Origin of the sequence: Chryseobacterium panacisoli (assembly GCF_008274625.1) — a bacterium.
In the GTDB taxonomy this organism is placed as follows: Bacteria; Bacteroidota; Bacteroidia; order Flavobacteriales; family Weeksellaceae; genus Chryseobacterium; species Chryseobacterium panacisoli.
In genome coordinates this window covers 1,411,479-1,436,402 of the sequence record NZ_VTRU01000001.1, presented here as the reverse complement: position 1 = coordinate 1,436,402, position 24,924 = coordinate 1,411,479, and the positions used below count along the sequence as shown (strand labels likewise).

The following is a 24,924-nucleotide window of genomic DNA, read 5'->3' as shown; positions in this document are numbered from 1 at the left end:
TTACAATCAATAAGGCTTTTAAATTATCACTTTTACAAAAGCTTATTTTTCCGTAACTTTGTAAAACTTTTTTAGCTAAAAAATAAAAGCTACTTTAATGGAAGAAGAAAAAAAATCACTCAATTTTATTGAGCAAATTATTGAAGATGATATGGCAAACGGTCTGAAAAGAGATCAGATCCGTTTCCGTTTTCCACCTGAACCGAATGGTTATCTGCATGTAGGGCACACAAAAGCAATCTGCATCAACTTCGGCCTGGGTGAAAAATACAATGCTCCCGTAAACCTTCGTTTCGACGATACGAACCCTGAAAAAGAAGAGCAGGAATTCGTAGATTCTATTATGAAAGATGTTGAATGGCTAGGTTTCAAATGGGATAAAGTTTTGTACGCATCCGATTACTTCCAGCAGCTTTACGATTGGGCAGTTCAGTTAATCAAAGAAGGAAAAGCTTACGTAGATGAGCAGGCATCTGAAGTGATTACTGAGCAAAGAAAAAATCCTTCAGAACCGGGAATTGAATCTCCGTACAGAAACCGTCCTGTTGAAGAATCGTTAGATTTATTTGAAAGGATGAAAAACGGAGAATTTGAAAGTGGTTCAATGTCTCTTCGTGCAAAAATCGACATGGTTTCACCAAACATGAATATGCGTGACCCTGTGATGTACAGAATTTTGAATAAGCCTCACCACAGAACAGGTACAGCCTGGAAAATTTATCCAATGTATGACTGGGCTCATGGTGAATCTGATTATATTGAACAAATTTCACATTCACTTTGTTCTTTAGAGTTTGAAAATCACAGACCATTGTACAACTGGTACCTGGATCAGGTTTACGAAGAAGGAAGGGTAAAAAATAAGCAGAGAGAATTTGCAAGGATGAACGTTTCCTATATGATTACTTCTAAAAGAAAGCTGCAGAGATTGGTAGCGGAAGGAGTGGTAACCGGATGGGATGATCCTAGAATGCCTACCATTTCAGGAATGAGAAGAAAAGGATTTACTCCAACTTCCATCAGAAACTTTATTGATAAAGTAGGGGTTGCGAAAAGAGAAAACCTTATCGAAATTCAATTATTAGACTTCTGTGTACGTGAAGACCTGAATAAGGTTGCAAAACGTGTGATGGCCGTTGTAGATCCGGTAAAATTAGTGATCGAAAACTACCCTGAAGACAAAGAAGAATGGTTAGAGACTGAAAATAATCCCGAGCAGGAAAATGCTGGAACAAGAGAAGTTCCTTTCTCAAGAGAGTTATACATTGAGCGTGAAGACTTCAAAGAAGAAGCTAACAATAAATTCTTCAGACTGAAATTAGGCGGAGAAGTTCGTTTGAAATCAGCTTACATCATCAAAGCTGAAAGAGTAGAGAAAGATGAAAATGGAGAAATCACTACCATCTATGCTACTTACGATGAGAAGAGTAAATCCGGAAGCGGAACAGAAGAAAGTTTAAGAAAAGTAAAAGGAACGCTACACTGGGTATCTGCAAAACATGCCATTCCTGTAGAAGTAAGAATTTACAATCATTTGTTTACGGTGGAACAGCCTGATGCTGAGAAAGATGTTGACTTCCTGAACTTCATCAACCCTGAATCTATGGCTATCGTGAAAGGTTTTGCTGAGCCAAGCCTGAAAGATGTCGCTGTGGGTGAACCTCTTCAGTTCCAAAGAATAGGATACTTTACAAAAGATCAGGATTCTACGGATGAAACTATGGTATTTAACCGTACAGTAACATTGAAAGATTCTTTTAAACCTGAATAATTTTTGGGAATAGATAATAAAAAAGAGCAGGACTTACATTAAGTCCTGCTCTTTTCTATTGTGTTAAGTAGTGCAAGTGTGCTAAGATATTAGCCCTTCACACCTTTGATCCAATCCTGAAATCTGCCTACCTGTTCCATGATGAAAGATTCATGTTCTTCTTTCTCTTCAGGACGGTTGACCAGAATATGTTCAAAATAAGTTCCTTTCAATACCTTTCTTATGATACCTTCTCCTAAGAAAGGTTTGTAGTCATTCAAAGCCTGGGTAGCTTTCAGTAAATGTCGGATATCATACTGTAGCGGATTGATGTCCGGAACCTGTTTATTGAGATTAAGGAGGTTGTAAACGGCTATTCTTGCTGTTCTTACAGAACTTTCCATAGTGAATACCACATCATTATTGGTTTCTACAAACTGTCCTACAAGACCTAAGTTGGTACATCCTTCCGGAACTACTCTCGGGCGGTCTCCCTGTGCTCTTGGCATAAACATAGAAGTAATATAGGGCATGAATGCAGTACGAACAATTGTGTTTTCTATGACATTATCCAGCTGATCCGTCATTCCTAAGTGATAACATAGTTCCGCAAGAATTTCATTTCCGGTACACTGAGGCATTGTTTTTTTGATATAATTACCCTCTTTATCCATCAGTAAGGCATACACCCATACCACCAATATGTCATCCGGCTGGGTAGGGAAGTGGGGTTGTCTGTTGCAGGTAAAGCTCATTACCCAATTGGAGTCTGTAATCGTAATGATACCTCCTGTGGCTGTTCTTCCGGAATATGGGTCATTCACACACAGTTCTTTCAGTTTTTCCGTAAATGCGGAAGGACGGCACGTTAATGTTGCAGATTCCCATGAAGACTTTTCAATATGGCTGCAGAATTTTTCAGGTTTCCCGAATACTTCAGATTTTGCGGCAAGATTTTTCCACAGTTTCCATCCTGCGCTTTGTCCGGCACTGCTGTTATCTATGGTAACTTCAGGAACGGTATTGTTATCTCCGTAAAAAGTGCTTTCTGTCATAGATCCGGTTGTCACAATAACATAATCATCTTTACCGATCGGTATTCTTACTTCTTCTCCGTTTTGTTCGGTAATAATTCCTTCTACTGTTTTTCCTTCTGTATTGATATGGATGTCAAGATCTTTTACCAGGGTATTGAATTGGATTTGTACTCCTTTTTCAACCAGGAAGTTTTTCAATGGAGTTACATAGGTATCGTATTGATTGTATTTAGGGAATATGAGACACGAAAAGTCTTTCATTCCGTCAATAGCATGGAGGAATCTGTGCATATACAGTTTCAGTTCCAGTAAGCTGTGCCAGTTTTCAAAGGCAAACATGGAACGCCAGAAGAACCAGAAATTACTGTTCAGGAAGGATTCTGCAAAATAATCTTCAATCGTAAGATCATCAAGTTCTTCTTTTTTCTTCAACAGCAGTTTTACAATGGCCAGTTGATCTTTTTTCTCAAGTCCGAATTTGCTGAAATCCTTGATTTGTCCTTGGTTGTGAATCAATCTTGCTTTAGAATAATTCGGGTCGTTGTCATTGATAAGACGGTATTCATCCAGTACGCTGTAAGGGGCTGGTAGTTCCAAAGCAGGAATGTCCTGGAACATATCCCATAGATTTTCATAGGTCATATCCATTTCTCGCCCTCCACGGATGATATAGCCGTCTTTTGCATTACCGGCTCCATCCAGAGATCCACCTTCAACATTTAGCTGGTCGAGGAAAATAATGTTTTTACCAGGTACACGTCCGTCGCGGATGAAATAGTAAGCTGCCGACATACCGGCAATTCCGCTTCCTACAATATAAATTTTACTGTTTTCGTAAGACTGTAAAGGGATACCCTTATTACGTTGATAGTTTCCGATCTGATCGGAGAAAGGCATCGTTTTTTCAGGGGTGTTAATCTGAACTTCTTTACTTGAATCCGGTTCGTGGTTTACTTTTCCAAACTGTTCAGAAGCATTTAAAACGTTGTCGAATTTTGAATTGATCGTACTCATTTTGTATTGTTTTTAATTAACAGTATAAAGGTACCTCTATTCACAAAGCAACATATATCCCCAAGTTCAGAACTATTATCCCCAAATTCTCATGACTGAATATTTTCTTTATTTCTGTACTCTGAAGGAGAGAGGGTAGTATGTTTTTTAAAAAAACGTCCGAACGCAGAAGCTGAATTAAACAGAAGGTCAAATGCTATCTCTGAAATAGTAATATCAGGATTCCCAAGCATAACGTAAGCTTCTTTCAACAGGGTTTCGTCAATAACTTCGTGTGGTGTTTTTCCACTTGCTTTTTTAATGATTTCTATAAGATATTTGTTGGACACATGCAGCTGATCAGCATAAAACTGAACCGTTCGCTGCTGTCTGATATTTTCCCTGATAAGTTTGTTGAATTTCAGATAAAGGTCTTTTTTTCCATCCTCTTTTCCCGGAGTTGAAGAATTTTCCTGATCTATAATTTCAGCGGTTTCCAGCAGCAGATGAAAAATAATGGTCCGGATAATCTCCTCTGTAAATTTACCCTGCTTTTTCGATTTTTTTTCAAGGTCATTCAGAAGATTTTGGAGTAACAAAGAATTTTTTGAAGTGGTTTTCACAATACTGTAAGACCCTTTGGAGAAGAGATTCATTTTTTCAATGATAAAGGGATTGGAAATATTTTTAATCAGAAAATTCTTGTCAAAGAACAGTAGCTTCATGATAAAATCATTACTGGTTTTTCCAAATTTTACAATCGTAGAAGGAGCAGCCATAAGAAAACTGTGTGCATCTACTTTATATTTCTGACGATCTATATCAATATTGATTTCTCCGGCAGTACAGATGCACAGTGCATAATAATCCATTCTGAAAGGAGCTTTAGGAAATTCAAAAATGGGTTTTCCGGAAGAAATATAGTAAGATTGCCGGCAGTCAATACTGTAAAAAGATAGCGTATCATGTAAATTTTCGTAGGTTACCATTTTTATGTATTGATTAAATTTTTATCGTGTTTTTAAGTGATTTTTAATCTGAAAACCCTGTTGTTACTGCAATTTACGATTTTTATAAAAGTTTTTTAATTTTATATAGTAAAAAATACTTTTTTAGATTACAGCTGATAGTCTGTTTTTATGGATGTTATTTATAAAAAAAGGTTTTAAATAAAAGCTTTTGGGTTATTTTTATATAATTTTGCTCTTTCAAATTTCCCCCCAAAATAGTATTGTGAGATTAATTAACGTATATACGAGTTCTTTCAAAGGACTCTCGCAGGAGAGTTGGATGCTGGCGTTGGTAATGCTCATCAACAGGGCCGGTTCTATGGTACTTCCGTTTCTGGGAGTGTATATGACCAATCATTTACATTTCAGTATTGAAAATTCAGGAATTGTTCTGAGCTTTTTTGGAATAGGCTCTGTCATTGGTTCGTGGCTGGGAGGAATGATCACGGATAAAATTGGCGAATACAGGGTACAGAGTCTGAGTTTACTCCTCAGTGTCCCTTTATTTTGTTTAATTCCGCTTTTTACAACAGAAGCTGGATTGGCAGGAATTATTCTGGCTCAAAGTATTGTAAGTGAAACTTTTCGTCCGGCGAATTCAGTGGCGATTACTAAATATGCGAAACCTGAAAATATCACCCGTGCCTTTTCACTGAATCGTATGGCTGTAAATCTTGGATTTTCTATTGGACCTGCATTAGGAGGTATTTTATCTGCTATTTCTTATGAATTTCTGTTTTTCAGTAATGCACTGGCTGCTTTGCTGGCCGGGCTGATGTATATCTGGTTCTTTAAAAGCCGAGCAAGATTGGCCAAACAACAGGCGAAAAAGGTAAAAGAAGCCATTGTCATTAAAAAAGAGAATTCTCCATACCGGGATGGTAAATTTTTGGTGTACTGTGTATTCTGTATGTTGTTTTCAATATGTTTCTTCCAGCTGTTCAGTACGCTGACCATATTTTATAAAGATACGGCCCATATGAGTCAGCAAAATATAGGCTATATTCTTGGATACAGCGGTTTTCTGATTGTATTGCTTGAAATGGGTCTGGTACAGATTGCTGAAAAATATTTTACTTTAGCTTTTACTATGCTTATCGGGACATTCCTTTGCGGAATTTCCTATGCCATGCTGGCTTTCGATTACAGTATGATTACCCTTGTGCTGTCTATGACATTACTTTGTGTGGGAGAAATATGGACACTTCCTTTTATGTCAACCATTACAGCATTGCGTTCAGGAGAGAATAATAAAGGTGCTTACATGGGATTGAACGGGATGTCATTTTCTATAGCATTCATCATTACCCCTTATATAGGAACACTCATTGCTGAAAAATTAGGATTCAATGTACTTTGGATTGGAACAGGGGTGCTGACTGCAGCTATTGCCATCGGATTTTACTTTATCATTCCATGGATGCTTAAGGATAAGAATAAAGCAGAAGGAAAAATGATGTAAGGAGTCAATCAGTTTAAAAAATAAAGCTTCGGGCAATTTCTACGAAATTGCCCGAAGCTTTTACTATATACTTGTTGTTTACTATTAAGATCTGGAAAGAATGGTATTGATAATCATTTGGGCATGAATTCTCGAGTTTTCAATGAACCAGAGATGAGTGTCTTTTCCGCCGCATACAACTCCTGCAAGATAGAGGTTGGAAATATTGGTTTCCATCGTTTCAAGATTATAAAATGGATTCAGGCAGTCTCCGTTGAGTTCAATACCTGAATTTCTCAGAAAATCAAAATCAGGAAGATAACCTGTCATGGCCAGCACAAAATCATTGTCGATTTCATGAATTTCTCCGCTTTCATCTTTAAAAACAACGGTATTCTCTTTAATTTCGATTATTTCGGCATTAAAATGGGCTTTAATACTGCCTTCAGCAATTCTGTTTTCTATATCCGGTTTTACCCAATATTTTACACTTTTGGAAATCTCAGAATGACGGATAATCATGGTTACTTCAGCTCCTTTTCTATAAGTTTCCAGGGCTGCATCTACCGCAGAATTACTTGATCCTACCACTACGATTTTCTGTTTTGCATAAGGGTAAGGTTCGGTATAATAATGCCTGACCTTCGGAAGATTTTCGCCGGGAATATTCATAAGGTTGGGGATATCGTAGAATCCGGTAGCAATCACCAGATTTTTAGCACGATAGGTTGCTTTGGTTGTTTTTACTTCAAACACCTCATTGCTCTTGAAAACACTCAGCACTTTTTCATACAGATTGATGTTGAGTTTTTTTTGTCGGGCAATTCCCTGATAGTACTCCAGGGCTTCCTGTCTTCCTGGTTTGGGAGCAGTCGAAATAAATGGAATTTCGTCAATTTCCAGTTTTTCTGCAGTGGAGAAAAAACGCATATATAAAGGATAATTGTACAAAGAGTTGACAATGGTTCCTTTTTCTATGATTAAATGGCTAAGATTATTTTTTTGAGCTTCAAGGGCACAGTTCAAACCGATGGGTCCGGCCCCGATAATGAGAATATCCAATATTTCCATATAACAAATGTACGACGTAATTTTTAAAATGAGAAGCCACAGCCTGCCAACTCTCATAGTCTTTATCTCTTTACATCATTTACCGCTTGGCATCAGTTTTGGTGTTTTTTACCAACTGCAAAATTTAAAATATGAAAAAATTACTTATTCCATTGGTTGTTTTGGTGCTGGTTGTAGCCTGTAAAAAAGAGGCTGGAAAACCTGTTCCCAATGTAATTGATTCCATTGCACAAAATAAAACAGACAGTGCAGGCACCATTAAGAATATTGCTAATAAGGAGGCTGTTTTGAAGCAGACCAATGATGAGGTTTTAAAGGCCCTGAAAAATAAAGACTATACCAGTTTTGCTGCCTTGATCCACCCTGAGAAAGGAATCCGTTTTTCAATGTATGCATTTGTGGATGTAAAAGGAGACAAACATTTCTCTAAAGCAGATTTTGAAAAATATCAGCCTACTAAAACATTATTTACCTGGGGAGCACATGACGGCTCAGGAGATCCTTATAAAGCAACGGTCGATGATTATCTTGCTAAATGGGTTTTTTCTAAAGATTTTACAGCATCCCAATACTCACTGAATAAATTCATCGGAGGAGGTAATTCCCTGAATAATTTAAAGGAAATTTATCCCAAAGATGACTTCACCGAAAACTATATCAAAGGAACCGAAAAAAATGGCGAAATGGATTGGAAAACACTCCGTTTTGTATTTGAAGAATTCCAGGGAAAATATTATCTGATTGCCGTGGTAAATGACCAATGGACGATTTAAAAATTAGAAGTTAGAAGCCGGTATTTTAACTTCCAGCATCCAGCTTCTAATTTCCTTTTTTTTATTATAAAATTTCAGTCAGTTGACGGGTTAGATTTTTTCTTGAGAACTGCTCAATATGCTGAGTGTTTTCGAGAAGATTTCCGTTTTTCCAAAGGATGAATTTTTCAAGAATAAACTTCTTGACAGTTTCTGTATCCTGATAACTGAAATGTTTTCCTGCCTGGGTTTCTTCCAGAATTTTGGCAACATCAGCTTTATCCGGACCGAATGAAAGAATCTGTTTTCCTGAAGCAAGGTATTCAAATATTTTTCCGGGAATGATCCCTTTTGAAGATTCATTTGGGAAATTGGTGATAAGAAGCAGATCTGAATTCTGCATTTCCTCCACCGCTTTTCCATGGGCAAGATATCCAAGGTTCTGAATATGATTTTTCAGGCTTGAATTTTCGATAGACTGCAGGATTTTATCATCTATTCTTCCTACAAATTTCAATGTAAAATCAACTGCAAACTCAGCATTTTCCTTCACCAGTTCATCAAGTGCTTTCCATAGATTTTCAGGGTTTCTGAGTTGTTCTAAAACCCCGATATAACTTAGAGTAAATTGATCTTCGCTATTCTGTCCTTTTACTTTGCCATCCGAGTCACTTTCATCAAATCCGTTCGTAATACAAACGGCATTAGCACCTGCTTTCCTGAAGTTTTCTGCATCGGTATAACTTGTAGCCAAAGTGATGTCCGCATTTTTAAATACTGCACTTTCAAGCTGGCGGTGTTTCTGATCCGAACCTTTGGTTAGTTTCAGATGTTTGTAATAGGAAATTTCTGTCCATGGGTCACGGAAATCGGCAATCCATTTCAAATCCGGTATATTATTTTTAAGTCCTAAACCAATCAGGTGAAGCGAGTGGGGAGGACCGGAAGTTACAATCGTATCTATTTTATTTTCTTTCAGGTATTTTTCCAGAAATGTAATAGAAGGTTTTACCCAAAAAACTCTGGCATCAGGAATGAAAAAATTCCCCCTAACCCAGATTGAAAGTCTGGACTTCCAGCTTTGATTTTTTCCTACATCAAACTGTCCTGCTTTAAATTTTTTATTGCTTTTATTCAGCTTTTCAGCCAGCTGATAAGGTTCCCAGATTTTGGTTCTTACCATCTCAATATTTTCAGGAACATCTTTCATCAGGGTTTCGTCCAGTAAAGGGTAGCTAGGATTTTCCGGAGTATAAATGATCGGTTTCCATCCGAAATCCGGCAGATATTTTGCAAACTTCAGCCATCTTTGAACACCAGGACCTCCCGCAGGAGGCCAGTAATAGGTGATAATCAATATTTTCTTCTGTTCCATTTTGAATAATTTGCCATTCAGAATGACATTGCGCAATATTATATTGTTTTAAGCTTTTTGTTCAGCTAAAATTTCTTTTTTCCTGTTCTTGTTCATCCAGAAAATTCCAAATGCAGACAACAGGATGAATAATCCGAATGACATCAGAGAAAGCCATTTCCCTTTTTCAATGACTTCAGGTTCAAATACCATTCTAATGTGGTGGCTTCCTGCCGGAACATATACTGCACGAAGCAAGTAATCTGCTTTAATGTACGGAGCTTCTTTTTCATCCACTAACACTTTCCATCCATGAGGATAATACACTTCAGAGAAAACTGCTAATTGCGGAGTCTTCGACTGAGATTTAAATTCAAGTTCGTTAGGCTGGTATTTCGTAAGATTGATAAATGCTGCAGAATCTGCCTGAACTGGTTTGTTGTCAAAATACGATTTATCAGATGATGCAATAACTGCTGTCTTTTTGTTATCAATCGTTCCGATAGATTTAATTTCCTGATTAGGAGTATCTACAAACTTTAAATCGCTTACAAACCATGCATTACCATTGGCTTTTGGATTAGGAACAACCTGTGGCTGCTCTGGTCCTCCGAAAACCAGGTATTTAGCATTTAATAAGTTTAATACATTAGGAGTTTTTACACTGTCAACATTATTGATATATTCATTCAGAACATCATCATATCTTCTAAGTTTTACAGCGTGATAACCACCAATTGAAGCTTTAAAATAAGAGGTATTGGTCTCACTTGTCACACCCAGTGTCTGGTTGTAAATTCTGTAGTGCGTTTTGTCTTTTTCAGCGATTGTTTCCAATGTTTTGTTGATATTCACATTGGATAAAATGGATTCAAGATTAGGATTTCCCTGAACTTTTTCAGCCAGCAGATCTGAACTTTCTGTCTGGAAAGGATTTTCAGCAAAGATTTTATCTACGTAGTTTTCGTCATTTAAATAACGTTTGTTTACGGTCCATAGATCAAATAAACTTACAACTCCAATTACCACCAAAGCAATATTCTGATTAAGCTTTTTCTTTAAAGTTAAGAATAGGGCAGCAACTGTAATGGCTACATAAATAAATGCTTTTATGGCATCTATTCTGAATAGTTTATATCTTTCATCTACAAGATAATCCAGTAGGAAAGGAGGAAAATAAGTTTTTTCGCCTTCTGTAGAAAACCCTAATAATGATTTTCCGAAGATCAAAAGAATTAATAAAAATCCTAAAGTTCCACCTCCAACATACATAAGAATTTTCTGCTTATATTCTTCAGTCAATTCTTCATCTGTGAAGAATCTGTATAATCCCAGAATAGCAATTAAAGGGAATAATAATTCTACAACTACCAGGATTGAAGAAGGGGCTCTGAATTTATTATAGAACGGAACATAATCAATAAAGAAGTCGGATAATGGCATAAAGTTACTTCCCCAAGCCAGTAAAATAGTCAGGATAGAAGCACCCAAGATCCAGTAACGGTATTTTTTCCTGGCAAAGAAAAATCCTAATAAAGCAAGGAAGCATACAATAGCTCCCTGATAAGCAGGTCCTGAAGTTCCCGGCTGATCTCCCCAGTAGGTCATTCCGCTGAAGCCTTTTGAAATTCTGTCCATTTCAGCCTGTGACCCTACATTTTCCTGAACCAGTTCCTGAACTTTGCTCATCATTTCTTTTGCTTCCGGCTCCTGGCTTCCGCCACCCATCAATCGTGGAATGAAAAGGTTTAAAGTTTCAAGCTGTCCATAGCTCCACATCAGCATACTTTCTTTATCCATTCCGGATTTTCCTGAAGTATGACTGTCGTTATCTAAGATCTGTTTTCCACGAACCGTTTCTTTTACATACTCAGAATTGGCCATGATTCTTTGTGAATTCATTCCAACTCCGATAATGCAGGATGCCGCAATAATTCCTGATGAAATAAGGAAATGCTTCATCGGTGTCTTTTTTAGTATTGCTCTGATCAGTTCAGACAGGAATAAAAATCCTAGTGCAAGGAACAGATAATACGTCATCTGCGGGTGATTGGCTGCAATCTGAAGCCCCATAAAAAGAGTCGTGACAATGAATCCCCAGATGTATTGTTTTCTAATATAAACCAGTAAAATTCCGGCTAACAGCGGTGCAAAATACTCAATGGTGTTTACTTTACCATTGTGCCCGGCTGCAATAATGATATAAAAATAGGTTGAAAGTCCAAAGAAAGTGGCGCCTAAAAGCGCATACTTCCAGTTTCTCACCACCACCATTCCCAAAAGGAAAAAACCTGCAAACAGCAGGAAGAGATAATTAACCGGCCTTGGCAGGAAATTCAGATTGCTGTCGATTTTCTTGATGATATCACCTTTGAACTGGCTTCCCATCTGATAAGTCGGCATTCCTCCAAACATGGAGTCACTCCAATAGGTTTCATTTCCGGTATTCGCTCTATAGTCGAGCAGTTCTTTTGCTCCTCCTCTGTATTGCACAATATCGTGCTGGAAAAGCTGTTTTCCTGTAAATACAGGGGTGGAATATAAAAATGCTAAAACTATAAATACTACTAATGAAGCTGCAATATAAATGAAGTTTTTATTTTTTGCCATGCTGGTTATTATCTTTTATTTCTTGGAATGTTTACCTTTTGTCCTTACTCTCTTTCACCTCTTCAAAGTCTACAGTTTCTGCATCCCAGTTAAGGTTCTGTTTGTTATTCTTATTCGAGTCCTGTATATCCTGCTGTCCGTTGTTTTGATTATTGTTATTAAAACGGTAACTATAGAATGTCTTAAAGAAAATCCTTTTCAGAATATTCCAGACAAAGAAAATAATAATGGCAGTGAGTACTAACTCAAGAATGTACTTCATAATTTAAAAAATTTAAAGTTCAGGGTTTAAGCTTTAAGCTTTAAACCCTGAATGCATTTAATTCAGTTATTTTATTTAGCAGATGGGTTTACCATTACCGAAGAATTGGAAACGCTCTTCATAGACTGAGACTGTTTTCCATCTGAAATGGTTTCTATCTGTGTCGTTTTTACGTTGATATTCTGGTTGGTGATCCATCCTGTATTTTCGTCAAACTTAATGGTTCCGCTCTGAGCCAGTTCACTGCTAAGGCTGTGTGTGATAGGTCCCTGAGCTTTCTTTTCAGTTTTCTTAGGAATACCTCCGGTAACGGCAATTTCTGCTGTTCCGTTTCCTAAGCTTTTCATTACATAATTGGAGGTTACTTTTACAGCTCCGCTTGCATCTGCATTTTCGGAAGTAGACCATTTTTCACCTATTTTCACTCCTTTTTTAGGAATAATCATCAGGTTTTTATGGAACTGATCTTTTAATACCTTTTCGTTGAATGATTCTTTAAGACTTGCCACAACACTCGCTTTTTGATTGGCATCTTTGATAAGAGTCCCTACTGCATTGGAAACTTTTGTATAAACAGCATCAAATCCTGTGATAGAAATTACGTTACCTTTTGTATCCATTTTCATGGCAAGTTTGTTTCCGGTAAGTGCTTTGTTTACGTTCCAGATCATTTTAAGATCATCTTCTTTAGGAATAGCCATTTTGGTATCTACTACTACTGTTTTTCCCTGTGCAGACTGAGAATTTCTTTTTGCTACAAGATTAAGGGTCATTTCGTATACATTCCCTTTAATATCATTCACTACAAAGTTCATTTCATCTGTAGATTCGCTGGTTGCGGTGATGGATTTTCCCTGAGGATCCGTCATTGTTTTTACATCCCTCTGATAAGTGGTAAGAGGATATGTTTTCCCTTTTTCAAGCTTAAAAGTCTGTGTAATAACTCCCGCAGAATCTTTGATTGCCGGGTTTTCTGCTACTTTTGCAACAGAATCAGCAGGTACTTCTACGGTTACCGTTTTTCCGGTTTTAGGATCTACCTTCGTTATTTTTGCCGTTTCTTTTTTACAAGATACAAGGGCTATTGATGATATAAGCGCAAGCGCTGCAATGTTCTTCATTTGATTTTTAACTTTATTTTTTACTACTATTTCTTATTATATTTTCTGCAATATTATACAGTTTTCCCTGAGATTCTCCATCGGACTCATTAGACAGTATAACGACTCCCATATTTTTTGACGGGTAGATCTGAAGTACGCTTGAAAAACCAAATGTACCTCCTGTATGATAAACCGTTTGGGTTCCGTCTTCATAAGTGTGTACTCTCCAGTACAGACCGATGGCGTCTCCATCACTTTTTACAAGAGGAGTATGGGATATTTTCACATATTTATTGCTTTCATCCAAATGGTACTGCATGTATTTCACCAGATCTTCTGTCGTGGAGATAATTCCGCCTGCCGGAGCAAAGATCGTTGTGAAATTTCTGGACATTACCTTACCTTTTTCATTATAACAAGTCAATAGCTGTGCAGAATTCGTACCAACAATAGTCTGGGTCATTTTCAGAGGCCTGGTAATATACTCCGAAAGTAAGTCTCCATAGCTTTTATGATATACTTTTTCCAGAATATCTCCGGCAATCTGTGTTCCTACATTGGAATATTTATAGTCTGTTCCGGGCACAAAATCTACTTTAGCCTGATGAAGATCTTCATAAAACTTCTTTTTTGAATAGTTTTTATAAAAATCGGCTAATGCTATGGCAACAGAGTCCATTGGTTTTTTGAATGTTTCAGACTGATCCGGTAAGAACTGAGGCAATCCTGATGAATGATTAGTAAGATTACTGATCGTAATCGGATGCTTTTCAAATTCAAGATTAGGATAATTCCCATCCAGATATTTCCGGATATCATCATCCATTTTAATTTTACCGTCTGCTAAAGCATGAGCCAGGAGTGTTCCGGTAAATGTCTTGCTGATGGATGCAATTTCGTAGACACTTCTGGAGGTCGGAAGTTCTGATTTTCCGATTTCCGTGGTTCCATAATTATAAAAATAACTTTTACCATCTTTAAAAACACCTATTGAAAGCCCTACACGTGCAGGATTCTGCATATAAGTGAGCGCTTCCTTCTGAACCGTTTTATCAAGTTCAGTGGTAAGGTGGTTGTCATTTGCTGTATTTTTTGTCTGTGCATTCAGTGCAAATGGTACAAAAAATAATGGTAAAAGCAATTTTATTTTCATATTTAAGGATTGGATACAGCAGTCATTTTCTGTCTTACTGCTTCATACAAAATCGCTCCACATGCTACAGAAACATTCAGAGATTGAGTTTTTCCTTCAATAGGAAGTTTTATTTTTTCGTCAGAATGATGCAGAACTTCTTTAGAAATTCCTGTTTCTTCATTCCCCATAACAATAGCACATGGCTCTGTAAGGTTGACATCATAAATTAATTTCTGAGCTTTTTCACTCGCAGCATACACAGAAATTCCACTCTGCTGGAGGAAATCTACAGCATGAGCCAGATTGTTTTCTTTACATATTTTAATATTGTAAATAGCACCAGCAGAGGTTTTTATAGCGTCAGAATTAATAGGAGCTGCACCCTTTTCAGGAATGATTATAGCATCAACACCTACACATTCTGCCGTTCTGCAGATGGCACCAAAGTTTCTTACATCGGTAAGCCTGTCCAGGATCAAAAGAAAAGGAGTTTTTCCCTGTTCAAATAACTGTGGAACAATATCCTCCACTTTATGAAACGGTACATCCGAAATAAAGGCCACCACACCCTGGTGGTTTTTTCTTGTAAAACGGTTCAGTTTTTCAACCGGAACATAATTGGGACGGATTTTATTTTTCGCTAAAATTGCTTTTAGTTCAGCATAAATAGGACCTTGAAGTGCATTCTGCACAAAGACCTTGTCAATCGTTTTTCCCGCTTCAATTGCTTCAATCACGGGACGCAGCCCGAAAATAAAATCGTCTTTCATTGAAATTTATTATATAGTTATAGAGTGAATTGTCAATTGTGAATTTTACCTTGTAAGTCAATTTTTGATGTCTATGTATTCCCATTTGACCATTGACTTGCGCAGCAAAATTCATTATCTTCCTTTCTCTCCTAAAATTGCTCTTTTCTGCGCCATCACATATCCGTAGTGAAGGCTTTCGTGCATATTGTTGAAGATAATGGCATCCTGAATGCTTTTCAGATCCATCCCGAAACTTGTCGTGTAAGGAGTATAGTCTGAGAAGAAATCACTGTCATAATCCTTCATTAAAATCTTCGAAGTTTCCGTAAGTAAAAACTCTAGATCTTCTACTTCCGACTTCTGAACATTTAAATTCGGTAATGTCCCTTTTTTGTAAGTTTCGATCCAATATTTGTCTATACGGAAAGGGTTTCCGCTTAGGTAATAATGCAAAAGCTGCTGTGTAGCAACAGTATGGGCAATATTCCAGTACATATTATTGTTGAAGCCATCCGGAATCAGAATCAGATCTTCATGGGATGTATTCTGAAGGACGTCTAAAAGGTTCTTTCTTACCTGTCTGTGCGCTTGAAAATGATAATTCATTTTGCAAAATTTTTAATCACCAAAAATAGTTTAATAAACTGGAAATGACAATTTTTGAGCGAGTGATTAAAGCGAAATTTATATATTTTTATGAAAAAAATAGAATAATCTTATTGAGTTTTAAGCTTTCAGCGGTTCTTAACCTTGCATCAATACTGGAATATTTAACAAACTTTAACTCAAAAATGGCATTTATTGTGTTGATTAATGCAAGTATTTATCAGAAATTTACCACTTATTTTAAATCAAGCTATGTCAGAGATATATCAAGCTGAAGATATCCGCCAATTGACGGAAAAAGTAAAAGAAAAAAACTACTTATTTTCTCTTCTGAGACAGGAAATCAACAAAGTTATTATTGGGCAGGATTACATGGTAGACCGTCTTTTGGTAGGGCTTTTGGGGAATGGTCACGTTCTTCTTGAAGGGGTGCCGGGACTGGCTAAAACCCTTGCTATAAAAACGTTGGCAGATGCTGTTCATGGTGAATTTTCAAGAATTCAGTTTACGCCGGATTTGCTTCCTGCAGATGTAGTGGGAACCATGATTTACAATATCAAAGACAATGATTTTTCTATAAAAAAAGGTCCTGTATTTGCGAACTTTGTATTGGCGGATGAGATCAACCGTGCGCCGGCAAAAGTACAGTCGGCCCTTCTGGAGGTAATGCAGGAAAAACAGGTGACAATAGGCGATGAAACAATGAAGCTTCCGAAGCCGTTTCTGGTATTGGCCACCCAAAACCCGATTGATCAGGAAGGAACTTATTTATTACCTGAAGCACAGAGTGACCGTTTTATGCTGAAATGTACCATAGATTATCCTTCTTTTGAAGATGAAAGACAGGTCATGAGGATGGTTTCAACTTCACATCAGCCGGCTGTGAAACCTGTGATTTCCCTTCAGGATATTGTAGATGCAAAAGAATTGATCAACCAGATTTACCTGGATGAGAAAATTGAAAAATATATTCTGGATATGGTATTTGCAACGCGTTATCCGGAGAATTACGGGCTTTCTGATCTTAAAAATTATATCAGCTTTGGAGCTTCTCCAAGGGCATCCATTAACCTTGCTATCGCTTCAAGAGCATATGCGTTCCTGAAGGGGAGAGCTTTTGTGATTCCTGAAGATGTAAAAGCACTGGCAAAAGATGTACTGAGACACAGGATAGGCTTGACTTTTGAGGCTGAAGCAGAAGAAGTTACATCAGAAGAAATTGTTAATAGAATTTTAGCAAAAATCCAGGCACCATAATGAGTGATGTACTAATCAGAAAAGCAGTTCTGGAGGACTGTGCTTCCATGCTGGATTTAATCAAAGAACTGGCGGAATATGAAAAAGCATTGCATGAAGTAACGGTAACGCTGGATGAATTTATTCAGGATGGATTTGGAATATCTCCGGTCTGGGGAGCTTTTGTAGCAGAATTTGAAGGTGAGATCGTGGGAATATCGTTGTATTATGACAGATATTCAACATGGAAAGGAAGAAGATTGTATCTTGAAGATCTCGTTGTGACAGAAAGACTGAGAGGAAAGCAGATCGGAAAAAAGCTTTTTGATGCTACACTGGAATATGGAAAGTCAAAAAAATACAGTGGAATGGTATTTCAGGTATTACACTGGAATGAGCCTGCTATTAATTTTTATAAAAAATACAGTCCGAAGTTTGATAATGAGTGGTTGAATGTGTCTATTGAGTTAAAAGATTAAATTAAAACTATCCCGGTATTCACCATTAAACTTTGAATTTTAAACCTTAACTTGTTTATGCAGATAAAAGATATTGTAAAAAAAGTAAAGCAGATTGAAATCCGTACCAGAAAAAAGACGGAGGCTGCTTTGATGGGGCAATATCACAGTGCTTTTAAAGGACAGGGGATGACTTTCTCTGAAGTTCGTCCTTATCAGTTTGGAGATGAAATCAGAAGAATCGACTGGAATAAAACCGCACGGTTTCGTGAACCTTTCGTAAAAGTAATGGAAGAAGAAAGGGAATTGACGATGATGATTCTTGTTGATATCTCTGCTTCTATGGATTATGGTACGAAAGTTCAGCTGAAACGAGAATATGTAGCCGAAATAGCTGCAAGTTTAGGATTTTCAGCAGCTGGAAATAATGATAAAGTAGGATTGATCCTGTTTGCTGATAAAGTTTATAAAGTAATTCCCCCTCAAAAAGGAAGAAAACACATTCTTTCTATTATCAGTAATATTCTGACTGCAGATTATGTTCCGGCAGAATCCAGAATAGACAAAGCGATGGAATATATGATGGGGATTTTTAAAAGAAAATCTCTGGTTTTCCTGTTTTCAGATTTTGGAGATGAATATGATTCCAAAATGCTGAGAGTAGCTTCAAAAAAACACCAGCTGTTGGGAATGAGGATTTATGATGAAAAAGATAATGAGATTCCTGACGTAGGATATGCCCGTTTACTTGATGTGGAAACCGGAAAAGAAATATGGGCTAATACTTCCAGTGCAAGATGGCGGTATACCTTTGCGGAAGCTCAAAAACAAAAACTGAGAGCGCTGGAAGAAGATTTTGCCAACAGTTCTGCCAGCTTTCTGAACATCAATACCGGCTCAGATTATTCAAAATTATTGTATAATTATTTTCAGAAAAAATAACCCGGGCCCAGCTCGTAACTAAAACATCAGGCATTTGCCTTTATTATTTTAACATTGAGAAAAATACTTTTAATATTATCTTTTCTGATCTGTGCGAATGCTTTTTCACAGATATTATCCTCTAACGTAGAAAAGAAAACCCTGGCCCTTGGAGAAACCAATCATATTACCATAAAGATTGACAACCTTAATGAGCAGCAGGTCATTTCTGCTCCGAAAAACGAGCTGCTCCCTTTTCACTTTGAAGAAACCAAAGACAGTATCGGGCAGACGGCCAATTCCTATGAAAGGAAGATTGAATTTGCTGTTTTTGATGAAGGAAAATTTACTATTCCGGAACTGGAATTCAAAGTAGGAGATAAAGTACTTAAAACCATTCCTTATGAAATAGATGTCATCAATACAGCTCAAAAAGCAGATCAGATCAATGATATCATGAGTAATAAGCAGGTGAAGCTTGAACCTCAGGATTATTGGGAGCTTTATAAGTTTTATATTCTGGCAGCACTTGCAGCTATTGCTATAATCATTGCAATTATTATGATTGTAAAATGGGGAAGAAAATCCAAAAGTTCTCCGGTAATGGCTACCAATCAGACTTTGAAAGAACTTGATTCTCTTAAAAAGAAAAAATATATTGAAGGAGGAAACTTCCGTTCGTTCTATGTTGAACTCATTGATATTTCCAGAACATTCATTACAAAACAATATCACCTTCCCGCAGATGTTCTTCTTACGGATGACCTTATTGAGGTCATGAAAAAGAATAATACAATTTCGCAGGACAACGAAAAAATAATAGAGGATGTATTCCTGAGGGGAGATCTGGTGAAATTTGCCAAAACCTTCCCTGATCAGAATACAATGGAGACCGATTTTGCCAATATCAGAGATTTTGTGAAAAGATCTTCCAAAGATTTAGAATTTGAAAACCTAAGAAAGGATGTTTAATTTTGAGTTTTACAGTCCGTGGTTCTTATTGCTTTTTTTGCTGTTTATCCCACTTTTTATTAAAGATGCCGGAAAACGGAAAAGAAAAGGGATAAAAGTGCCTACCATAAAAAATATGGACCATAGCGATGGAATTCAGGGCGTACTTTTTTTACTGAAAATTTCAAAGTATATTATTCTTTCTGCTTTGATTGTTGCCATGGCAAGACCGAGAACGTTTACGATTTCGCAGGATAGGGATGATACGAAAGGAGTCGATATTATGCTGTCCATTGACGTTTCTTTAAGTATGCTTGCAAAAGACTTGAATCCAGACAGAATCACAGCATTGAAAGATATTGCGGTAAAATTTGTTCAGAAACGTCCCAATGACAGGATTGGAGTGGTAGCATATGCTGCAGAAGCCTTTACCAAGGTTCCGGTTACTTCAGATCATCAGGTGGTGGTTGATGAAATTAAAAACCTGAATTCTGCAGGTCTTGAACCCGGTACGGCTATCGGAGAAGGTCTTTCTGTTGCAGTGAATCATTTGGTTAAAAGCAAAGCCAAAAGTAAAGTGGTCATCCTGATGACAGATGGGGTAAGCAATATTCAGAATGCTATTCCTCCACAGGTTGCTGCTGAGCTGGCAAAAAATAATAATATAAAGGTATATGCAATCGGAATCGGTACCAATGGGTATGCTCTGATGCCTACATCTCAGGACATCTTTGGAGATCTTATCTTTACGGAAACCGAAGTGACCATTGATGAAAATACCTTGAAAGAAATTGCACAGACTACGGGAGGAAAATATTTCAGAGCAACCTCAAACAGCAGTCTGGAAGAAATATACGATGAGATCAACCAACTGGAAAAATCCGATGTGAAAGTTTCCAAACTATACAATTATGAAGAATATTTTAAAATATTCCTTTGGATTGCTTTAGGAATGCTGGTGTTTGATGCATTGTTGAGATGGGTTTTTTATAAAATTTTAAGCTGATGAGTTGGTCTTTAGGAAATTATTGGTACTTATTTTTACTGTTGCTTCTGCCGCTGTTAGCTTCCTTTTTGATCCGTTTCTTGAAATGGAGAAATAAGAAAAGGGAAATTTTTGCAGCCAGCCAGTTTCATGATAATTTATTTGAAAAGAAATCAGGATTTACAAAATTTTTTCCTGCATTATATTTACTGGGAACAGTGTTTCTGATATTTTCCATCATTGACCTTTTGAATGGCTCTGAGGAGGTAAAAAGTACACAGAAACTGAACAATGTGATTTTTATGCTGGATGTATCCAATTCTATGAATGCTGAGGATATAGACCCAAGCCGCCTTACAGAAGCTAAAAACCTGATGACGGCTACGATGAAGAAAATGAATAATGATAAGGTAGGTATTGTCATTTTTGCCGGACATGCAATGTCTATCATGCCTCTTACAACAGATTATAATTCTGCAGAGACTTATATAAGTGGGATTGAAACCAATTCTATGCAGATTCAGGGAACAGATTTCCTGAAGGGCATGCAGGCTGCAGCCGAGAAATTTAAAAACGTAAGCAAAGGATCCAGAAAGGTGGTCTTGCTGAGTGATGGTGAAGATAACGAAGGAAATGATAATGCGGCAATAAGACTTGCAAATAAAGAAGGGATAAGTATTACTTCTGTAGGAATCGGTACAGATGAAGGAGCGCCGGTTCCGGAATATGTATTTGGACAGCTGATGGGGTACAAAACAGATGTGAACGGCGGAACTGTTATTTCAAAGAGACAGACTGAAGCTTTAAAGAAAATGGCAGAGTCTACAGACGGTACTTATATCGATGGCAATAATATCAATGAAGCTCCGGACAGAATCGTTGATGCTGTCAATAAAAAGTCTGCAGGTGCTGAAACCATGGTGAAATCTCAGAATGCCAATCATTATTATCAGTATTTTCTGGGAGTATCTATTCTGCTTTTCTTTTTAATTTATATTTTTAATCCGAAAAAGGATTTTAATGTGTAGATTTCCCCTATTTATAGAAGAAATTCTACAAGTACTTTAACCGAATTTTAACAAATAAAACTCTGTTTCTTAACATATAAAGGAATAATTTTGCAAGTGATGAATACTAAAATCATATTTTTATCGTTTATTGTTGCCATCTCGTTCTCAGGCTTCTTGTTTGGGCAGGAAAACTACAGAAATTTAGTTCATGAAGGCAATCAGAAATTTGACGGTAAAGATTATGACGGAGCCTCCTCAAAATATATGGAAGCAATAAAATCTAATGATAAAGATTTTACTGCTCATTATAATATGGGGAATGCACTTTATAAAAGTAAAAAATATGAAGAGGCAAAGGCGGAGTTTGAAAAAGCAGAAAAACTTTCACAAACACTTCCTGATAAGACTGCCGCTCTTCATAATTTGGGTAATGCTTATATGCAGATGAACCAGCCGGAAAAAGCTGCTGATTTTTATAAAAAAGCTCTGAAGCAGGATCCCTACAGTGAGGTAACCAGAAAAAATTATGAGATTGCCAAACTGAAAGAGAAAGAAAAAGAACAACAAAAGAACCAGCAGAATAACTCAGGAAAAGGCGGCGGCGGAAATGATCAGAACAAAGGTGAAGATCAGAAAGGCGACAAAGACAAAAAACAGGATCAGGGAAATGGCCCGCAAAACGAAGGTAAAAGCGACCAGGGGGATAATCCTAAGCAGAATCAGAATAATGAAGGCAGAATGCCTAAGAATCTTGAAAATGCGATCTTAGATAAAATAAATGAAAAAGAAAAAGAAACCGCCAGAAGAATTTTAAACAAAAATTCTTATTCGATGCCTGAAAGCAACGAGAAAGATTGGTGATGCAGCACAAATTGATTTACATATTGCTTACCCTCGCATCCGTAATTACTTACGGACAGGTAAATCTTACTCTGGATGCTGATAAAGCCGAGTATGGAGGGAAAGATATTGTAAACCTTACCATAGTTCTTGAACTTAACGGAAGTGACCTTGTACAACAGACAGGTTTTCAGCTTCCGGATCTTTCAAAATTTAATATTATAGGAAGCGGATCTGTTACCAATACCGTTATTGATCCTGCTACCAATACTTTAATTACTCAAAAAGTATCAAGAATCGCCCTTGAACCTAAGAAAAAAGGGAAAATAAAAATCGGTTCGGTTCTGGTTACGGTAAACAACAGAATCTACAAAACAGAACCTTTCGATGTTAATATCCGTGATATTGTTGATAGAAGATCATTAGCAGCCAACACATCCAATGACGTCTATCTGAATATGGAGATTGATGACCGGGAAGTCTATCAGGATCAGCCTACAGTAGCTGTTCTTAGGGTATACTCAAGAAATATGGATAACCTGAGAAAGGTGAAAAATATCCATCTGCCGCAGCAGGATAATATCAATGTACATCCTATTAATTTTGAAAAATCTGAAATAGATCCGTCCGGATATGGAAATATGCCTTCACAGGTATTAGCCATGTTTATGGTATTTCCAAATGAAGCAGGATATGTTGAAGTTCCGGGAGTATCCGCTTCTGTGAGCAGCTATTCTAATAAAACCAAGATTGTTTCCAATAAGGTAAAAATAAATGTAAGAAAGCTTCCGGAAGGAGCACCTGAGTGTTTCAAAAATGCAGTCGGAAACTTTAATGTCAGCGTATATAATGCTTCCAAAGAAAAGCCGGAAGCTAAAAAACCGCTGAATGTTGTTTTGAAGGTTTCAGGAGAAGGTAACTTACCGGATATGGAACTTCCTAAAATTGCGGCATCTCCTGATTATGAGGTTTTTGCTCCGAAAATTACCTCTAAAGTAACCCCGGGAACTGCAGGAATGAAGGGAGAGGTTTTGGCTAATTATGTTATTATTCCAAAAAAATCCGGGATAATTTCTATTAAAACCGAACAATTTGCTTTCTTTGATCCTGAAAACAAAGAGTATGTGGATCTGGGACAAAAAACATTAGATCTGAATGCCTTTTCTCATGATCAGATTCTGGAAGCCCGTTCTACAGTGGAAAAAGTAAATGAATATACCAATAACCTTCTGGAAACGGTGAATACTCCGGTTTTAAAAACTACTTCATTTAAAGTAAAAGAAAAAAGTAAATTCCATTGGGATATACTTTTAACTAATATTGCGATTCTGGTAAGCTTATTTATTGCTTATCTGTTATTTAAAAATTGGCAAAAAAAACGTACATTAGTTAGGGAAACTATACCGTCAAAACCTTTAGGTTCAGTGGCTGAAACAGAAAAAGAGATCAGAGAACTGCTGAAAACAGATATCAATGATTATTTCGGTTATCTGGAAAATCTTAAAGATAATGGTGAGTATGAAAAGTTCTTTACAACACTGGAGGAATTGGATCAGGAAGTGAGAAGTCAGTATTTTCAGGCCTCTGCAGCAGAGTTTAAGACTTTTCTTGAAAAACACAAAGGTGCTTCAGTGGCAGAAGAATACAACAAACTGCAGCAGAGAGTTCAGATGGAGAAATACAATCCTGTGAAATCTGCTGATGCACTTGAAGAACTTTTGAAAACAATTGTTAATTTGTATTCACAAATTAGCAAATAGTCAGTTTATTTTCATATTTTTGCGAAATTTTTAATTACAAAGAGATGGAAATTTTTGATGGTTTCTCTTTTAAAGAGGTCGTTACCAGCTTTATGGTTCTTTTTGCCGTTATCGATATTATCGGCTCAGTTCCCATTATAGTAAGTCTTCAGCAGAAGTTTGGACAGATTGAGGCCGGAAAAGCTGCAATCACTGCCGGTGCTATTATGATTGTTTTCCTTTTCGTAGGAAATAAGATTCTTAAGCTTATTGGAGTAGACGTAAATTCTTTTGCCATTGCCGGTGCTTTTGTGATTTTTGTCATAGCCCTGGAAATGATTTTAGGAATTGAAATCAATAAAACAACTGAAGCAAAGGCCGCATCTATTGTACCCATCGCATTTCCGCTGGTTGCAGGAGCTGGAACTTTAACTACAGCACTGTCTCTGAGAGCTGAATTTCATGATATTAATATTATCCTCGGAATTGTTCTTAATACAATTTTCGTATATTTGGTGCTGAAATCAGCCAAATGGTTGGAGAGAAAAATTGGGGATGCTACTTTAATGATCCTTCAGAAAGTTTTCGGAATTATCCTTTTGGCAATTTCAATTAAATTATTCACCGCAAATTTTGCCCAGTTGGTGCAGAATTATATTAATTTTTAAGAGTCATGAAGAAGTTTTATAAAGTATTTTTAGTACTGTTTATTGTATTCATCGCCATCAATCTTTATGCGATCAACTGGCAAGCGACAGATATCTTAGGAGATGAAGATAATGTAAGGTTTGTATTCTCAGCTGGAGCTGCTGCATTAGGCCTTATCCTGCTTTTTGTAATGGATACATGGAGTAGAATCGGTTTAAAGAAATAATTGAATATTTCATATAGATATAAAGCCTCTTTCG

At 37.0% G+C, this 24,924-nt stretch carries 23 protein-coding genes; 13 read left to right on the top strand and 10 right to left on the bottom strand.

From position 1 onward, the window contains the following. Positions 1-97 precede the first annotated feature (97 nt). The gene (locus FW781_RS06400) at positions 98-1,771 is read left to right on the top strand and encodes a glutamine--tRNA ligase/YqeY domain fusion protein (protein WP_149386648.1); all 1,674 of its coding nucleotides are present in this window, start codon (positions 98-100) and stop codon (positions 1,769-1,771) included. 89 nt (positions 1,772-1,860) lie between these two features. Here the strand turns inward: FW781_RS06400 and FW781_RS06395 are convergent, their stop codons facing one another. Continuing rightward, positions 1,861-3,801, bottom strand: coding sequence for an oleate hydratase (locus tag FW781_RS06395; RefSeq protein WP_149386647.1), 1,941 nt, complete (start codon positions 3,799-3,801; stop codon positions 1,861-1,863). 89 nt (positions 3,802-3,890) lie between these two features. After that, positions 3,891-4,769 (bottom strand): helix-turn-helix domain-containing protein, encoded by an 879-nt coding sequence (locus FW781_RS06390; protein ID WP_149386646.1) that lies wholly within the window; start codon positions 4,767-4,769, stop codon positions 3,891-3,893. A 301-nt stretch (positions 4,770-5,070) separates the two neighbouring features. Between FW781_RS06390 and FW781_RS06385 the strand changes: the two genes are divergently transcribed. Beyond that, positions 5,071-6,252 (top strand): MFS transporter, encoded by a 1,182-nt coding sequence (locus tag FW781_RS06385; RefSeq protein WP_149387372.1) that lies wholly within the window; start codon positions 5,071-5,073, stop codon positions 6,250-6,252. Positions 6,253-6,336: 84 nt separating this feature from the next. Here FW781_RS06385 and FW781_RS06380 read toward each other — a convergent pair whose 3' ends face one another. Further along, positions 6,337-7,302 (bottom strand): YpdA family putative bacillithiol disulfide reductase, encoded by a 966-nt coding sequence (locus tag FW781_RS06380; protein ID WP_149386645.1) that lies wholly within the window; start codon positions 7,300-7,302, stop codon positions 6,337-6,339. A gap of 131 nt (positions 7,303-7,433) precedes the next feature. On the opposite strand from FW781_RS06380, the gene FW781_RS06375 reads away from it, so the two are divergent. Continuing rightward, entirely contained in the window at positions 7,434-8,075 is a 642-nt protein-coding gene (locus tag FW781_RS06375) for a hypothetical protein (protein ID WP_149386644.1), read from the top strand. A gap of 64 nt (positions 8,076-8,139) precedes the next feature. Here the strand turns inward: FW781_RS06375 and FW781_RS06370 are convergent, their stop codons facing one another. From FW781_RS06370 to FW781_RS06340, 7 genes are all read right to left on the bottom strand, one after another. Next, positions 8,140-9,429, bottom strand: coding sequence for a glycosyltransferase family protein (locus tag FW781_RS06370; RefSeq protein ID WP_149386643.1), 1,290 nt, complete (start codon positions 9,427-9,429; stop codon positions 8,140-8,142). Positions 9,430-9,477: 48 nt separating this feature from the next. Then, positions 9,478-12,018, bottom strand: coding sequence for a hypothetical protein (locus FW781_RS06365; protein ID WP_149386642.1), 2,541 nt, complete (start codon positions 12,016-12,018; stop codon positions 9,478-9,480). Between the two features lie 31 nt (positions 12,019-12,049). Further along, a complete protein-coding gene (locus FW781_RS06360; RefSeq protein ID WP_047387482.1) occupies positions 12,050-12,280 on the bottom strand; it encodes a hypothetical protein in 231 nt (76 codons plus the stop codon). Between the two features lie 71 nt (positions 12,281-12,351). Continuing rightward, positions 12,352-13,401, bottom strand: a complete 1,050-nt coding sequence (locus FW781_RS06355) for a DUF6263 family protein (protein WP_149386641.1) — start codon at positions 13,399-13,401, stop codon at positions 12,352-12,354. A 13-nt stretch (positions 13,402-13,414) separates the two neighbouring features. Beyond that, positions 13,415-14,536 (bottom strand): serine hydrolase domain-containing protein, encoded by a 1,122-nt coding sequence (locus FW781_RS06350; RefSeq protein WP_149386640.1) that lies wholly within the window; start codon positions 14,534-14,536, stop codon positions 13,415-13,417. A 2-nt stretch (positions 14,537-14,538) separates the two neighbouring features. After that, positions 14,539-15,288, bottom strand: coding sequence for a 23S rRNA (guanosine(2251)-2'-O)-methyltransferase RlmB (gene rlmB, locus FW781_RS06345; RefSeq protein ID WP_149386639.1), 750 nt, complete (start codon positions 15,286-15,288; stop codon positions 14,539-14,541). A gap of 114 nt (positions 15,289-15,402) precedes the next feature. Then, positions 15,403-15,876 carry a DinB family protein gene (locus tag FW781_RS06340; RefSeq protein WP_149386638.1) on the bottom strand — a complete coding sequence of 158 codons (474 nt, stop codon included), beginning with the start codon at positions 15,874-15,876 and terminating at the stop codon, positions 15,403-15,405. A 252-nt stretch (positions 15,877-16,128) separates the two neighbouring features. Here FW781_RS06340 and FW781_RS06335 point away from each other — a divergent pair, with 252 nt between their 5' ends. From FW781_RS06335 to FW781_RS06290, 10 genes are all read left to right on the top strand, one after another. Then, positions 16,129-17,133, top strand: a complete 1,005-nt coding sequence (locus FW781_RS06335) for an AAA family ATPase (RefSeq protein ID WP_149386637.1) — start codon at positions 16,129-16,131, stop codon at positions 17,131-17,133. After that, entirely contained in the window at positions 17,133-17,591 is a 459-nt protein-coding gene (locus FW781_RS06330) for a GNAT family N-acetyltransferase (RefSeq protein WP_149386636.1), read from the top strand. Before FW781_RS06335 ends, FW781_RS06330 begins: the two co-directional genes overlap by 1 nt. Before the next feature lie 57 nt (positions 17,592-17,648). Further along, complete coding sequence (locus FW781_RS06325; protein ID WP_149386635.1) at positions 17,649-18,512, top strand: DUF58 domain-containing protein; 864 nt, start codon at positions 17,649-17,651, stop codon at positions 18,510-18,512. A gap of 54 nt (positions 18,513-18,566) precedes the next feature. Further along, entirely contained in the window at positions 18,567-19,463 is an 897-nt protein-coding gene (locus tag FW781_RS06320; RefSeq protein ID WP_149386634.1) for a BatD family protein, read from the top strand. Further along, positions 19,456-20,448, top strand: a complete 993-nt coding sequence (locus tag FW781_RS06315; protein WP_149386633.1) for a VWA domain-containing protein — start codon at positions 19,456-19,458, stop codon at positions 20,446-20,448. Before FW781_RS06320 ends, FW781_RS06315 begins: the two co-directional genes overlap by 8 nt. Then, positions 20,448-21,455 (top strand): vWA domain-containing protein, encoded by a 1,008-nt coding sequence (locus FW781_RS06310; protein WP_149386632.1) that lies wholly within the window; start codon positions 20,448-20,450, stop codon positions 21,453-21,455. Before FW781_RS06315 ends, FW781_RS06310 begins: the two co-directional genes overlap by 1 nt. 99 nt (positions 21,456-21,554) lie before the next feature. Next, positions 21,555-22,298: a tetratricopeptide repeat protein gene (locus FW781_RS06305; RefSeq protein ID WP_149386631.1), complete on the top strand. Its 744-nt coding sequence runs from the start codon at positions 21,555-21,557 to the stop codon at positions 22,296-22,298. Continuing rightward, positions 22,298-24,037, top strand: a complete 1,740-nt coding sequence (locus FW781_RS06300) for a BatD family protein (RefSeq protein WP_149386630.1) — start codon at positions 22,298-22,300, stop codon at positions 24,035-24,037. The genes FW781_RS06305 and FW781_RS06300 overlap by 1 nt, the downstream gene beginning before the upstream one ends. Before the next feature lie 44 nt (positions 24,038-24,081). Next, a complete protein-coding gene (locus tag FW781_RS06295; protein ID WP_047387516.1) occupies positions 24,082-24,684 on the top strand; it encodes a MarC family protein in 603 nt (200 codons plus the stop codon). 5 nt (positions 24,685-24,689) lie between these two features. Further along, on the top strand, positions 24,690-24,890 hold the full coding sequence (locus tag FW781_RS06290; protein WP_149386629.1) for a hypothetical protein: 201 nt from the start codon (positions 24,690-24,692) through the stop codon (positions 24,888-24,890). Positions 24,891-24,924: the final 34 nt, after the last annotated feature.